This is a genomic window from Rossellomorea aquimaris, assembly GCF_020172085.1.
Classification (GTDB): domain Bacteria; phylum Bacillota; class Bacilli; order Bacillales; family Bacillaceae_B; genus Rossellomorea; species Rossellomorea aquimaris_E.
Window position 1 is genome coordinate 1,421,168 of the sequence record NZ_JAIVAT010000003.1, and the last position, 15,324, is coordinate 1,436,491.

The window sequence follows — 15,324 nt, forward strand, 5'->3', positions numbered from 1 at the left end:
TATGATATTTTGAGGGAAAGAATGTTGTCTTACCAAACGTCTAGTAAACTTCTAATATAGTAATTTTTTCAACAGAATTTATATGAAACAGAAAACAGCTCCTTCCCTATTTTAAGGGAAGGAGCTGTTTTTCCAACTCTTCAGCTGCAATCTTTAAACCTTCTTCATCTCTTAACAACCGGAATAACCCTGTAATGATCAACTCGTCGGGATTTGATTTTCGACATTCCTCGGAAATCCGATTTGCTATGTTCATAAAATAAGTTGAGGTAGTATCGCTCAACCCCTTGATACTGTCATAAAGTGACTTCCATGCCTCTTCCCTTTTTTCAAATGAGATGAAAGCTCCTTCTTTGTCCATACTGACAGCAAAGGGTTTCATCATCTCATCATCCAATAATGGAGCACTTTCCCCATTGAGAAAATCACCAGCGAGCAGGGAAATCTGTCTCACTAAATGAGCGCCCAGTATAGCAGGATCGATGGAGTCATCCTGTGAAATCATTAACATCATGTAAGACGAATAGATTGATTGAGTCATCCACATCAGATCCCATTTGTATGGCCGAATCTCCTCACCGTATACATTCAGCAGATTATGTTCGAGCCAGCTGAATAGCCTTCCCCTCATCCGATGCTCCATAGCCGCTAATTTCTGACTATTTTTTGCGGAATCACCTCTCATGTGCATCTTCATGTATGACTTATATTCCATAATCCCTTCGAACTGTACCTGAAACTGTTTGGCGAACCGCTCCATGGGAGGTACATTTTCATCTAGTCCGACAATGAATGCCCGTTCAAATACGAGCTGCTGATAATGTTCATAAATCGATATGATCAGATCTTCTTTTGATTGAAAATATGAGTAAAGTGAACCTTTTGAGATTCCGACATTTTCGGCAATTTGCTGCATGGATGTCTGATTATATCCCTGTGCTCCAAAAAGTTCCACTGCTGATTCTAAAATTGCGTTCCGTTTGTCCATTTTCTACACCTCTATATCCAGAAAAAACATTTACTTTCCCATTTTAACCATACTCATTAAAAAATAGAAGAGCATTATTTCTTGACTACCCATTATTTTTAGGTAAAATGACTATTGAGTCAACCAATATAATGATTGTTATATCAGTGTTTAATCCACCAAAAATTATTATTATTGACCCACAAGTCAAAAATTCATTAAAGGAGGCAATATCCTTGTTAAAAGCTATTTTGAACCGTTCGAAAATCGTCTTGATATTCATTTTGCTTTTTGTAATCATCGGGGTTTTCACCTTTTTTCAATTACCACAGAGAGAAATCCCGGAAACCAGCATTAATATTGGTACGGTAACAACCGTTTACCCCGGAGCAACGGTTGATTCCGTTGAAAGGACCATCACTAATCCAATTGAGTCATCTCTTCAATCGATTGATGGTATTAAAGAAATCAATTCTTCCTCGGCAGCCGGTTTTTCTACTATTATTGTAGAGGTTGAAGACAGCGAAGACAAAAAAGAAGTATTCGGTGATGTGCGCCAAGCCGTCTCGGATGCTTCAACCTCGTTTCCTGAGGAAGCGTTCGACCCTGAAGTCAATGAATCAACTGTAAAAATGCCGATTGTCTCCTACCACTTGACCAGTGATAAGAAGGAAACACTTCTTGAAATGGATGATGAAGTAAACAGGTGGAAGGAAGAGGTTGAAGATCTACCTGGTGTATCGAGCGTCATAGTAAAGGGGCTCCCTGAGAAAGAGATCGTTGTTGAATTAAAGAAGGATGAATTAAAGGATTCAGGACTTAACCCATCATCCGTCATGAGTGCCATCAACGACGAATATTATCCAACTCCCCTTGGCAAGCAGGAAGTGGATAAAGAAGTGGTTCAACTGACCGTTGATCACTTTACCACCCTGGACGAAATGGAGAAGCTTTTTGTAGGGAAAAATCCTCAAGGAGAATCGGTCTTCCTTAACGATATCGCGAATGTAAAGATCTCCCCGAAAGAGTTCAAGGACATTGTAACCTTTGAAGGACAGCCTTCAATCTCCTTCACGGCATTTGTTCAACCGGGTGAAGATATCCCAACGGTCGACAAAAGAGTTAGTGATAAAGTGGATGAACTGGCAGACTCACTGCCATCAGGTGTAAAACTGATTCCTTATTATTCACAGGCTGACACTGTAAACACCATTTTCAAAGGATTATTTATATCGCTTGCCATATCTGTCGTGGCCGTAGTACTAACCACAGCTCTCGGTCTGACGGTTTCCGGTGCCTTCGTAGTGGCACTCGCCGTTCCAATTTCAGTGCTGATGGGATTGATACCACTACCATTTGCAGAAGTGGATCTGAATCAGATTTCCGTTATAGGAGCCATCATCGCTCTCGGAATCCTCGTGGATGACTCCATCGTTGTGAATGATAATATCCAACGTCGTTATAAGCTTGGTGACGGTGCTCTCACCGGTGCGATTACCGGTGTGAAAGAGATATGGGTATCGATTGTGACCTCTTCTCTTGCCATCGTATTCACGTTCCTCCCACTTATTTTCTTATCTGGTGGAAACGGTGCATTTATTCGGGCATTACCGACGGTCTTAATCACCACTATCATCGCTTCCACACTGGTTGCCTTGATATTCGTACCGATCATGAGATATTTACTTTATAGTAAAACCAAGAAAAAGGTATCCGATGCCCCGGGTTTATTAGGAAAACCATTAAATAGGATCGCTGATTTTTATGCTGATACGCTCCTGAAGAATTTTTCAAAAAGACCCTTCGTCGTTTCAGCCATCGGGCTCGTATTTACCACAGCCATCTTTGGCCTGATTGCCTTGACACCTTTCGAATTCTTCCCGTCTGCAGACCGTGAAGAAGTGACAATCGATGTCACCCTGCCAATCGGCACAACAATTGAAGAAACATCTGACACCCTTCATGAAATGGAACAACGTTTAAAATCTGACGAAGGGGTCTATGAAACTTCTGCATTTGCAGGTTCGGGACTGCCGAATCTATTCAACAGTTCTTTGTCGAATTCAGGACAAAATACAGGACAGTTGGTTGCCAGAGTCGATCGAACGAACCAGACTGCACAAGGATTGATCGATGAATGGACAGATAAATTACGTAAAGCATACCCTGATGCGAAAATCTTCATGGAGACCATCCAGCAGGGTCCACCTGCTGGAGCACCAGTAACGGTAACCGTTTCAGGTACGGAAATCGATAAAATAATAGAGCTTCGAGATGAAATCACCTCTGAAATCGAAACATTGGACACCGACTTAGTCGTTGATAATGTAGGAGAAATGGAACCTACGATAGAATATGTTCCAAACCGTGAAAAACTCGAGGAAAATGGAATCACCATTAATGCTGTCAGTCAACAGCTCCGCTTAGCTACAGAAGGCATCCCGTTGAAATCATTTGACAATGGGGTAACCAAACGGGATATGACCCTCTTATTAGAAGGCAATGATCGAGAGGTGGACCTGGCTTCCCTGGAAATCCCGGCCACAACCCAAAATTCTGTTGGGCCTCCTCAGCTGATCTCCCTGGATGAACTCGTTACTCCGGAGAAGAAAGAAGAACTTCAGCTCATCCCACACAAGAATGGAGAACGCGCTATAACGATACGCGCTTTCCCGGGGGAAGACGATAACTATAAAGAAAATGTACAGGAAATCGTAAAAAATGTTCGTGAAGATCTTGATGACAACGATTACTCCATCACCTTGGGTGGGGAAAATGAAGCGCAAAATGATTTCTTTGCTGAGATCACCATTCTCTTCATCATCGTGATATTCCTTGTCTATCTTTTAATTGCTGTTCAGTTCAATTCTTTATCTCTGCCTTTCCTTGTCCTGGTTGCAGTTTATCTCGCGATCGCAGGTGCGATTCTTGGATTGTTTGTCACTCAAACACCAATCAGCTTCCTGGCGGTAATGGGAATGGTTTCTCTGACCGGAATCGTCGTGAGGAATTCAGTAGTATTGATCGAATTTATTGAACAGGGTATCAAAAATGGAATGGGCGTGAAAGAAGCCGTCATTGAATCAGGTCGAACAAGATTGCGACCGATCCTTCTGACTGCCCTCACCTCTATCGTAGCGTTGATTCCAGTGGCAGTGAGCGGTGACGCGCTATTTACTCCCCTCGCTGTGACGATCATCTCAGGCATTATGTTCTCGGCTGTCTTAACACTGATTATCGTACCGATGATGTATCTGGTCTTTAACCGCTTTAGAAGAAGAAATCGAGAAGCATAATTCAAAGAATTTCCGAGGGGAGACACTGTCTCCCCTCTTTGCGTTGTTTAAACAAAAATGAAAGATGGAATGATAGTAAAAGTCACACTTATGTATTCGGAATGTAGGAATGGGTTCCGAAGTAAGGACATTCTTTTCGAAACGAACTTTCCACTTGAGATATTCCCCGTCATCAAGCATGATAGATAAGTGTTCTAGTATATACTTTGTTGGAGGAACTATATGACTACTAAAATCAATTCAAAAGCCATCCTGATCACGTTCATGATCGGTGCATTTTTCGCTATTTTGAATGAAACTTTATTAAATATCGCATTAACAGAATTAATGGACGTATTTAAGGTGGATGCCCCTACGGTTCAATGGCTTGCCACTGGATTCATGCTCGTCATGGGTGTTTTGATGCCCATTTCCGCCCTGCTCATTCAATGGTTCACCACAAGGCAGATGTTCATAGGCGTCATGAGTGTCTTTCTTTTGGGAACAGTGATTGCAGCCTGCGCCTTGAATTTCCCTATGCTCCTCGCAGGTAGGATGATTCAAGCAGTTGGGACAGGATTACTGATTCCGATCATTATGAACGCCCTGCTACTGATATACCGTCCGGAAGTCCGCGGAAAGATAATGGGTACATTCGGGTTGGTGATTATGTTCGCACCCGCCATTGGCCCGACGCTGTCCGGTGTGATCGTTGATTTTCTTGGATGGAGGTGGTTGTTCATCACGGTCATTCCATTCGCTGTATTTTCAATTCTATTCGCCTTCAGGTACTTGCAAAATGTTGGCGAAGTGACAAGACCAGGAGTCGATATCTATTCAATCATCCTCTCTTCCATCGGGATTGGCGGGATTGTCTACGGATTCAGCGCAGCAGGTGAAGAAGAGGCAGGATTCTCATCGGTCAAAATCATCGCTATCCTAGCGATATCAGTGATAAGTGCAATTATCTTTGTGCTGCGTCAATTAAAGCTAAAGGAACCGCTCCTTGATGTCCGCGTCTTCCGGTTCAAAAGCTATACAAGGGGTGTCACGATTTTCGTCATCGTCATCATGGCTATGTTTGCTTCCGAAATCGTCATGCCGATGTACCTGCAGGGCCCACTCGGATATTCAGCAAAAACTGCCGGTTTATTGCTACTGCCGGGAGCACTGCTTAATGGTCTAATGTCTCCTACCATGGGCTCCCTATTCGATAAATACGGACCAAGAAAGCTTATTATTCCAGGAACATTCATATTGCTTGGTGTCATGATTTTCTTTAGTACCATTAATCCATCCACACCCATCTGGCTATTTGTGATCGTGTATATGGTTCTAATGTTGTCAATCTCAGCTATCATGATGCCCGCCCAGACAAATGGGTTAAATGAGCTGCCGAAGCACCTCTACCCACATGGGACGGCCATCGCAAATACATTACAACCCGTAGCAGGGGCACTTGGGGTTTCCATTTTTGTCAGCATCATGACTCAAAGTCAAACCGGATATATTGAAAACCATTCCGGTACAGTAACCGAAAAGGTCGCCTTTGATGCCATGACCTATGGCGTTCATCACGCCTATTGGTTCGCACTGGGCCTGGCTGCACTTGCATTTACCATTTCATTGTTTATCAGAAAAGCAGTCGCCCCAGATTTTGATGAAAAAGGATCTGAAGGATAATACGATACCTTTCTATAAAACGAAAAGCTCTATACAAATTAGAGCTTTTCGTTTTTTTAGCATCTATCAATGAAGTGCTTTCACTGTACGTCCTTGTTTTTCAGGGGTAAAATAGTTTGATAGATAACAGGAGGAGGGTCTACTGTGGAAAAAGAAATTCAAATGATAGAAGATATTCGTTCCGAGCTACTGAACAGTGTGAAGGATTTAAGCGAAGAGCAACTAAATAAGAAAGTCGAAAAAGACCGATGGAACATCATGCAGGTGCTCGATCATTTGTATCTAATGGAAAAATCCTTAACAAAAGTGATTCAAATGACTTTGGAAAATGGAGAAGAACAATTGGTTGAGTCGAAGCCAATCCACTTTACTGTAGATCGAACGACTAAAGTGGACGCTCCGCCTTTCGTCACCCCTACTGACGAAAAACAGAGCCTGGAGCAGATGAAGGATAAATTGAAATCATCACGAAAAGATCTTCTTGCCTTCCTGGAATCTACAAATAAAGAAGCCTTAATGAAAAAGGCATATCCTCACCCCATCTTCGGTCAAATCCGATTAGATGAGTGGATTCCTTTTATCGGCTTTCATGAGAAGAGGCATATAGAGCAAATAGACGAGTTGAAAGCAAAAAGATAAATCCAATGAAAAGGATCTGTTCATCCAGTGAAACAGATCCTTTTCATTTATGATTCTTCTATTAACGTCGAGATGATTTCATCCTAAACAGATGTACGAAGGTTAAGCTTACATTATTCATAGTTATTCCTTACACCCTCAAATCCCGTTTATCATAAAGCACAAACGTTGCAAACCCCAAAGCCCCTATCAACACAATGGATATCCCTACGAACACGGTGTCCAATCCTCCACCGTACATGACATCTTTGGCCTCGAAATACTTAAATGGCGTAAAGTATTTCATTCCCTCTATTTTTTCACTTAAGTCGATGGCAAATGAGAGAATAAACGTCAGTAACAAGATGCCCGTTGAGAATGACGCTGCTTTTGCAGGCTTTTTTGAGAGGGAGGCAATAGCCGTTCCGATTACTAAAAAAAGCATCTGTAAAATGAACATTCCCAACATGGTGATCCCGATATCATCTGCGATGGAAACGTCACTGTAATGCCCTACTATGACCAATGAAGAAATCCAGGAAATCAACGCGAGTATCGAAATTTGTGTCAGAGCAGCCAGCAGCTTGATCCCTATGATTTTCTTTCTCGGAACGGGTTTGACGAATAGAAACTCGACGGTTTTATCTCTTTCTTCCTTCGAAATGATGGTTGCTCCCGACATGGCTGCATGTATGGTTGCCAGCAACAGAATATAAACAAAGAGCACACCATAATATCCGCTTGCCGTTGACAAATCCAGCGTACCAAATCCTAAAAATGCTTGCAGGGATTTCGGCATACCAGCCATTAGGTCATTCATGGATTGGCCAGAAGAAGAATAGCCTGCGTACTTCCCCATTCCGGATCCGATCAATGCAATCATCCCAATGCACCAAATAATAAGGGACTTGCGATGAGCCTTCATTTCTCTCAAGTATACGTTCATAATATTCCCTCCATTTATTGCGTATGGATATCCTTCTTATTGTAAATGATGAAACTCGCGATCAGCGAGCCTGCAGTCAAGAGGATGGCCACGATGACGAATGACCACTCGTAACGGTGGTGGTTCATGATATACGTGTAGTCAAAATATTTAAACGGTGTAAAGTATCGACCAGTCTCTTCCGTCGCGGCTACCATCCCAATGAAAAAGAAGGCGAACACCACAGCCAGAGAGAGCGCAATGACTGACTTCACCCTTGAGAAAATAACTGCAATGATCATTCCGACGGCAAACATAATGACTTGAGTGAACAAGAGTGTAAGCGAAATCAAGAAGAATACGTTCAAGCTGAATTCTTCGACTTTTACCACATTAGCAACAATGATGGCCGATATCCCATACGCAATGTTCGTCATAAGTAACGATGCGAGTGCTGCCAGAACTTTTGACGATAGAATCTTCGTGCGTGTGACAGGTTTAGTTAGAAGAAAATCAGCTGTCTTTTCCCTCATTTCCTTTGAGCTTATCGAGATTCCCAGATTCATCGCTTGAATGGCGCCGCATAAAGATATATATAGAAAGATATAAGAATAATAACCGTTAAGGGATCCGATGGTTTCAACCTGTATTCCCAGTGCTTTTCGAACTCCCTCAGGGAACCCTTCCAAAAGCTTTTGGAATTCATCGATTTCTTTAGAAATGGACGGAAACATGGACAAAAATAACATGACCAATCCGATGAGTACCATTGTCCAGATAAGAGTTGACTTCCGGTAAGCCCTTAGTTCATAAAGAAAGATATTCATAGAGGATCAGGCCTCCTTTTCATAATAATGCATAAATATTTCTTCCAAATCAGGCTCATCGATCCATAGATTAGTTATTTCTATGTCGGCGATCTTCTTCATAATCGTATTGATATCCCCTCTAAATAAGAAGCTGACATGATGGTCAATCATTTCCAGGTTTGTCACGCCATCCAGATCAAAGTAAGAGGCATCTATATCGCTCTTGATTTCCATCTTGAACTTTTTATGATTGTTCTCTTTTAATGTACTGATCTTCTCAACCTGAACGATCTTTCCTTCCTTGATGATGGCCACGCGATCACACAGACGTTGAACCTCACTTAAAATATGAGATGAGAAAAGGATGGTCGCTCCTTTCTCATTTTCAGCCTGAAGAAGTTCAAAGAATTTTTGCTGCATGAGTGGATCCAATCCCGAGGTAGGTTCATCTAAAATGATCAGCTTTGGTTCATGAAGCAATCCCTGAATGATTCCTACCTTCTTTTTGTTTCCGAGGGAGAGATCATCAATCTTCTTCGATAAATCCAGATTTAATATCTCTGCCAGCTCTTTGATTCTTTTTGTACAATCCTTTTTATAGAAGCTGGCAGAATACTTTAGAAGATCCTTCACCTTCATATTGTCATAATAGAAGACTTCAGATGGCAGGTATCCCACTTCCTTTGCAATTTCAGGGGCTGATTCGATACAGTCCTTACCGAAAATGGTCGCACTCCCGCTCGTGGGACGGATCAGTGAGAGAAGTGTTCGGATGGTCGTCGATTTGCCCGCTCCATTCGGTCCGATAAATCCAAAGATTTCTCCTTCTTCTACATGAAAACTGATATCGGTGATCCCCCTGGACTTTCCATAGGTTTTTGTCAGCGAATGAATTTCGATTACATTCATCTTTTATCCTCCCTTTTCCTCTATTCTATTTGTAAAATGAGTTCTTCAATAAAGCGATATAGGCGTCGATTTCCTTCAACACTTCTTCCTGGTTGATATCTTTAACAGAACGTGTCTTCACTTTCTGTTGTTGTTGATTAGCAATGCCTTCAAAGGTCCAATAGATGATTTGAATCGATCTTTTCACGTCGATACCATCTTTGAATTTGGTTGTGTCGATTTTTGAAAATAACGTAGTAAAACTACTTTCAACCATTTTGGTTTTATATTTTTCAATATCATCTTTCACCTCAAGAGCTTCTTCCGAAAAGGCACTGTTAAGAAAATTGATCAGATCAGGATACACAGAGAAAAGTTCAAATTTGATCAATGTAACGGAACGTATTGTGTTGAAAATGTCACGCTCATTCCAGTCGACCTTTTCGTAAATTTTTTCTGTTAATAGCTCCGTAAGATATTCATAAAGAGAGATGTACAGCTCTTTTTTACTATTAAAATAATGAAATAGGATCCCCTTAGATATTTTTGCTTCCTTCACAATGGCATTTGTCGATGCTTTCTCATACCCATTCTCTGAAAATATCCTGGTTGCGGCCTTGATAATACGATCTTCTTTTTCTGACTCAATGTTTAACGTTCTAAACAAACATTGTCTACCTCCTTTATAAAGACAAGGTATTGACCGGAGTGGTCAATTTTATTTTATTCCTTTTTGACCACTATGGTCAACATTATTTTTCTATAATGGTTTACGTCATCTTCCTTGTTTAATCCACGAAATAAAATGCATAAAAACGAAGTGTATTGAAATTAATTATCGAACAAACACGAACAAACGTGTACAATTATCACCAAAGGAGGAATATTATGGTATACAGAGTCCGGACGTACGAGATCATTCCGAATGTTGTACCGCAATTCAATCATTTCTTTCATGAATACTTACTACCTAACCAATTACTTCATGGAGCTGAATTAATTGGACGTTGGGTTAACGAAGATAGGACTAAAATTTTAGCGATCTGGAAATATGAATCTATGGAGCACTATAAACAAATTGAAGAGTGTATTAAAAGGACCTCTCTTCACCAATTGGCCCAGACTCACAGAAGAACCATCGAGCCTTTGTATATATCTACTAATGAAGAATACTGGTCTATGACAGGGAATTATGATTTTAAGGGGTTGGAATAATGAAACCGATCATACCGAGAGAGCCAATTGTTCCAGAATTAAATAAAGAAGAAGTTGAATTCTTAACGGATCTAACCTTTGGAAAAGACATTCAGGCAAAAGCTTGTGACGCCCTTTTTGTCTTCAGTGGAACCCATTGTGGCCATTGGGAAAAAGCCATTGAAGCTTACGAAAAAAAATACATACAAAAAATCGTGGTCACTGGAGGTCGAAGTCTGACTGGAGTTCCACACCCAGAGTGGGAAGGAAACCATCATGAAGAATATTCAGAGGCTGATGTGATCATCTCACAGTTGAAACATGCAGGAATTCCTTCTCAAGCAATCGTTTATGAAGATAAATCGACCAATTCTCTTGAAAATGTTCTCTTTGCAAAAGAAGTGTTTGACTTTTCTACCGTGAAGTCCCTTATGGTAATATGTAAAAGTCATGTCACGGGGAGGCAGCTTCGTACGTTAATGAAGCATCTGCCTGAAAAGCTCGAATACATCCCGTATACATTTCCCACAACATATCGTGGAATCGAAGTTAACAGAAACAACTGGATGGATTCGGAAATCGGTAGAAAAAGAGTTTGGGGCGAATATCTGAGGATTGAGAAATATGGGAGATTGGGGCATTTACAACCTATGTAATAGATAATTGAATACTTAAACAAATAGAAAGAGCTCAGGGTGACCTGAGCTCTGATAACTTACAATTTACCCAATGTCATCCCAACAAATGCGAATAATATGCCACATGTGTAACTGAGTAGAAGATAAGAAATGAGGGGTTTCCATTTTTTATGAAGGTAAAGTTGAATATTTTCCAGTTTGAAAGTAGAAAAAGTTGTAAAAGAACCAAGGAATCCAGTTCCTATTAGAAGCACGCCTGTTTCGTCGATCCCCATTCCGATCACATATCCCAGAAAAAAAGATCCTATCAGATTGACACATAATGTGCCGTATGGAAAATCAGACAAACAGTACTTTTTAAATAATCGGCTGACTCCAAAGCGGCACATGGCTCCAAAAAAGCCACCGATTGCCACCATCAAACCATGAACAATCAAGGTGTGGCCCCCTTCTGTTTATTACTGTATGTATTCATACCTACCGTATACCCCGCCCATGACATCATAAGACCTCCGGATGCACTTCCCACTACATAAACCAGCGCAAGAAGAACATGTGAATGAGATAGGAGATTCACGGTTTCCACACTGAATGTGGAGAATGTGGTGAATGATCCAATCAGTCCTGTTCCAATCGCAGTCGCCGCCTTCGGAGATACCTTTTTCGTTTGAATAAAATACGTTGTAAAGAGACCCAGTATAAAGCTGCCTATCATATTAGCCAGAAATGTACCCAAAGGAAACGTAAAGTCCCACAGACCTTCAGAAAAAATACCAAGACAGTATCGAAATAGAGCTCCCGCCATTCCAGCTGCTCCTACGAAAATGTATATCATTTTCACACCTCAAATTATCTTTTTCTTCATGAAAGAAACCCCTACCGATTCAGATCGATCAGTAGGAGTAATCATCATCATAATAGATCAGGAAAACTCGCTTACCTTTTCATTATTCATTTTACCAACAAGAGGATATTTTGCCAAATTCATTTTGTCAGCTTCAAAAGCCGGTCTAAAGCAAACAAAAGTGAGGAACCATCCTTGGATCAAATTGATCAAGGTTATTTGGTTTTTGTATCTCCTAAATCATGTAGAATCTGTTCTTCTATTGACTTGTTTGGTGATGAATGGATAAAATCTCCATTAACTCATTCTCGGTTAAGGTTTGTACAAGCTTTTCATCCGGGTTCATGACTTCCTGTATCATGTGCCTCTTTTTATCCTGAAGTTCGTTCATCTTCTCTTCGATCGTTCCTTTGGCAACGAGCCTGATTACCTGAACCGTATTTTTCTGGCCCATCCGGTGGGCACGGTCGGCTGCCTGATCTTCAACTGCAGGATTCCACCATGTATCATAGAGAATGACCGTATCTGCACTGGTAAGATTCAGCCCCGTTCCACCTGCCTTCAAAGAAATAAGAAAAAGATTTCGTTCCCCTTCATTAAATCGATCGCACATCTTAACTCTCTCCTCTGATGGAGTTGCTCCATTCAAGTAAAAGTATGGCTGTCCTTTTCCAGAAAGTTCCCCTCCAATCATCTCAAGCATTTTCGTAAACTGGGAGAAAATCAATACCCGTCTTCCTGACAATCTGGCTTCCTCCAACATCTCCATGAGCTGAAGGAATTTTGCCGATGAGCCGTGATAGTCCTCAACAAATAATCCCGGATGGCAGCATATTTGCCTCAGTCTGGTCAGCCCAGCGAGAATTTTGATCTTATTCTTCCTTAAGGTGTTCCTATCCAAATGCTTCATGGTGTCATGTCTCAGTTTAGCAAGGTAGGCTGCATACAACTCTTTCTGCCCTGGAAGAAGTTCTACGGAATCAATGATTTCTTCTTTGTCTGGAATCTCAGATAATACATCCTCTTTCAATCTGCGAAGAACAAAGGGTCTGATCCTTTTCGCGATCTCTTTTCTTGTGAGGCGGCTATAATCCTTTAATCCACGGAATAACTGAGGATATACAACATGAAAGATGGACCATAGCTCTTCAAGGGAATTTTCCACAGGTGTTCCGGTCAATGCGAATCGATTCGAGGCCTGTATCTTCTTGACACTTCTTGCCGTTTGCGTAAGAGGATTTTTAAATGCCTGTGCCTCATCATAAAACACTGTATGGAATTCCCTATCCTCATACCATTTAGTGTCGCTGCGAAGTAAAGGATAGGTTGTGATGATCACATCGACATCCTTCCATTTCGTTTGTTTTTTCATTCGTTCTGCCTTGTCCCCATCTATGATAAGCGTACGGGTATTCGGAGCAAATTTCACACATTCATTTTGCCAGTTATACGTAAGGGAGGATGGGCACACAATCAGAACCGGGAGTTTCCTTGACCTGATCGATTCGAGTTCCGACACGATGAACGAAATACTTTGAATCGTTTTCCCTAGTCCCATATCATCCGCCAGTATCCCGCCCATTCCATTTTGAGATAGCGTCTTCATCCAGCGATACCCTGTTTTCTGGTAATCCCTCAGTAGAGAACCCATTGTAGAAGGAACTGAACATTCAACACTGTCTGGGTCCATGAGTTGCCGGAAGAATTCTTTAAATGAATCCTCCAGTATGAACGTTTTCTTGGCATCTACTGAATCAAGAAGATCCATGCTTTGATAAAAAGGGAGCTCAAGTCCTTTCACCAGATCATTCTTCTCGGCTTGTGAAGTATGGAGAAACCGCTGAATATCTTGAAATTCCTTTGACTCCAGTGAAAGCAGTGATCCGTTTCTCATACGATAATACTTCCGTTTTTCTTCCAGCGCCCCGAGGATTTCCATCACCTGTCTATCAGGGATTCCATCCATTTCAAATGTGAATTCAAGCCAGTTCATTCGTTCCTTTTTCACTTTAATCCGGATTTTCGGGGTATGGCTCCCTTTGGATACCCTATTTCTTACTGCCGTTGTCGCATAGATTTGAACATGTTTCTGAATCTTCGTCACACCGTAGGTTAAGAACTCATATTCTAATTCTTCGTTATGTAAAAAATAGCCGCCTTCCGTCTTTCCGAACGAAAATTCATCCATCCATTCGAGGATACGGTCTTCTTTCTCCACATCACGGATAAGAAGAGAACCAGATGGAGGTTCCCTGTTTTCAAGGGGGTGAATGACGACATGATCATAATGAAATTCAAGTCCAGCCAAAAGGCGATTTTTGACTCGGTCGAGATATAATTTCGCCACCAGTGGCGCTGATCCCAACTTTTGTCCTAAGCTTTCTGAAATTTTCACTTCACCCAGTTTTCTCAACCCGACAGCCACTTTATCAAGAAAGAAACCAATCTGGGATTCAGGAATAGGAATAAGATTCGTTCCTGAACGGTCGAGGAGTCGCTTTATTTCAGACAGTCGTCTACAGTCCATGTTGTCGAGTTGGGTGATCTTTCCTTCATGAAAGACCGTTTGATACTCATTCAAAACTGTCATATTCCGTAATCCGGAAACATCTAATGAAAAATGGCCGTGAATATCTTGTTCAAATTGGAATGTCAACGGAAGGGGAAGTTCCGTTTCCTTCATTCCCTTATAGAGCTGGTTATTTTGCTGTATCTTCACAAGGTTATTCTTCATCAATACTGGTAGTAGCTGCTTCCAGGAAGATGGAGGAATAGTCATGTAATCACTATGTTCCTTTGAGAATCCTTTCGAAAATGCCACCAACTGTTGAAGTACAGCATCCGTTTCATTTTCAAAGCAATGAAACTCCTGATTGAAGATAAAGGAATCTGACAGGTGGATCGGTTTTCCTTCGTTCAAACTGGCTAGAAACGATCGGAGCCCGTGTACCTTTATATCCTGTATCGTGAGCTCGATTACAATTTCCTCTTCGCCGTTCTTGTGTGAAATCGGTTTAATGAGAAATTCACTCTTCAAGGTCTGTCTGTTTTCAAAATGGCGAAGCTTTCCCGTTTTACGGAAGGAATCTTCTTGGAACAGGGTGAAAAAATCCTCTGACACACTACCTTCAGAATTCACCATGTATCTCTGATGATGCTTAACGGCAAACAGGACAGCTGCAATATGCTGACAATCTTTATTAAATGATGCAAGCTTCGGACAGGTACAGTGGGCTTCTATTCCACCGACGCCATTTTCATGAACGGAAACATGGAACTCTTCCTCCCCGATAACTGTCGCTTCATAATGATCGCCAGTCGATACTTCTATCTTCACTTTATTGGATTGGTAATACGCCTCTCCCCGCTTGTAAGAAACGGTACCGCATCGATCTTTTATAAGTTTTTCATGTATGATCTTCAAGAGACTGATTCCTTCCGTGAGTATTGTTTAATTCTTATGATAACAACAAAGAGAGGATT

At 41.3% G+C, this 15,324-nt stretch carries 13 protein-coding genes; 5 read left to right on the top strand and 8 right to left on the bottom strand.

Annotation, left to right across the window (positions count from 1 at the left end; translation table 11 throughout):
- Window positions 1–106: 106 nt before the first annotated feature.
- A complete protein-coding gene (locus LCL96_RS08170) occupies window positions 107–988 on the bottom strand; it encodes a TetR/AcrR family transcriptional regulator (protein ID WP_224940903.1) in 882 nt (293 codons plus the stop codon).
- A gap of 215 nt (window positions 989–1,203) precedes the next feature.
- On the opposite strand from LCL96_RS08170, the gene LCL96_RS08175 reads away from it, so the two are divergent.
- From LCL96_RS08175 to LCL96_RS08185, 3 genes are all read left to right on the top strand, one after another.
- A complete protein-coding gene (locus LCL96_RS08175; protein WP_224940904.1) occupies window positions 1,204–4,263 on the top strand; it encodes an efflux RND transporter permease subunit in 3,060 nt (1,019 codons plus the stop codon).
- A gap of 222 nt (window positions 4,264–4,485) precedes the next feature.
- On the top strand, window positions 4,486–5,925 hold the full coding sequence (locus LCL96_RS08180; protein WP_224940905.1) for an MDR family MFS transporter: 1,440 nt from the start codon (window positions 4,486–4,488) through the stop codon (window positions 5,923–5,925).
- A 144-nt stretch (window positions 5,926–6,069) separates the two neighbouring features.
- Window positions 6,070–6,564 carry a DinB family protein gene (locus tag LCL96_RS08185; RefSeq protein WP_224940906.1) on the top strand — a complete coding sequence of 165 codons (495 nt, stop codon included), beginning with the start codon at window positions 6,070–6,072 and terminating at the stop codon, window positions 6,562–6,564.
- 130 nt (window positions 6,565–6,694) lie between these two features.
- On the opposite strand, the gene LCL96_RS08190 is transcribed toward LCL96_RS08185, so the two are convergent.
- From LCL96_RS08190 to LCL96_RS08205, 4 genes are read right to left on the bottom strand one after another with little or no spacing between them, the layout of a single operon-like run.
- On the bottom strand, window positions 6,695–7,489 hold the full coding sequence (locus LCL96_RS08190) for an ABC transporter permease subunit (RefSeq protein WP_224940907.1): 795 nt from the start codon (window positions 7,487–7,489) through the stop codon (window positions 6,695–6,697).
- 14 nt (window positions 7,490–7,503) lie between these two features.
- Window positions 7,504–8,295, bottom strand: a complete 792-nt coding sequence (locus tag LCL96_RS08195; RefSeq protein ID WP_224940908.1) for an ABC transporter permease subunit — start codon at window positions 8,293–8,295, stop codon at window positions 7,504–7,506.
- A gap of 6 nt (window positions 8,296–8,301) precedes the next feature.
- Window positions 8,302–9,186 (bottom strand): ATP-binding cassette domain-containing protein, encoded by an 885-nt coding sequence (locus LCL96_RS08200; RefSeq protein ID WP_224940909.1) that lies wholly within the window; start codon window positions 9,184–9,186, stop codon window positions 8,302–8,304.
- 25 nt (window positions 9,187–9,211) lie between these two features.
- Window positions 9,212–9,832: a TetR/AcrR family transcriptional regulator gene (locus LCL96_RS08205; protein WP_224940910.1), complete on the bottom strand. Its 621-nt coding sequence runs from the start codon at window positions 9,830–9,832 to the stop codon at window positions 9,212–9,214.
- Between the two features lie 221 nt (window positions 9,833–10,053).
- Between LCL96_RS08205 and LCL96_RS08210 the strand changes: the two genes are divergently transcribed.
- Window positions 10,054–10,380, top strand: a complete 327-nt coding sequence (locus LCL96_RS08210) for an NIPSNAP family protein (RefSeq protein ID WP_224940911.1) — start codon at window positions 10,054–10,056, stop codon at window positions 10,378–10,380.
- Window positions 10,380–11,015: a YdcF family protein gene (locus tag LCL96_RS08215; RefSeq protein ID WP_224940912.1), complete on the top strand. Its 636-nt coding sequence runs from the start codon at window positions 10,380–10,382 to the stop codon at window positions 11,013–11,015. The genes LCL96_RS08210 and LCL96_RS08215 overlap by 1 nt, the downstream gene beginning before the upstream one ends.
- A gap of 59 nt (window positions 11,016–11,074) precedes the next feature.
- On the opposite strand, the gene crcB (LCL96_RS08220) is transcribed toward LCL96_RS08215, so the two are convergent.
- From crcB (LCL96_RS08220) to LCL96_RS08230, 3 genes are all read right to left on the bottom strand, one after another.
- A complete protein-coding gene (gene crcB, locus LCL96_RS08220) occupies window positions 11,075–11,431 on the bottom strand; it encodes a fluoride efflux transporter CrcB (RefSeq protein WP_224941344.1) in 357 nt (118 codons plus the stop codon).
- Window positions 11,431–11,832: a fluoride efflux transporter CrcB gene (crcB, locus tag LCL96_RS08225; protein WP_224940913.1), complete on the bottom strand. Its 402-nt coding sequence runs from the start codon at window positions 11,830–11,832 to the stop codon at window positions 11,431–11,433. The genes crcB (LCL96_RS08220) and crcB (LCL96_RS08225) overlap by 1 nt, the downstream gene beginning before the upstream one ends.
- 268 nt (window positions 11,833–12,100) lie before the next feature.
- The gene (locus LCL96_RS08230) at window positions 12,101–15,265 is read right to left on the bottom strand and encodes a DEAD/DEAH box helicase (protein WP_224940914.1); all 3,165 of its coding nucleotides are present in this window, start codon (window positions 15,263–15,265) and stop codon (window positions 12,101–12,103) included.
- Window positions 15,266–15,324 lie beyond the last annotated feature (59 nt).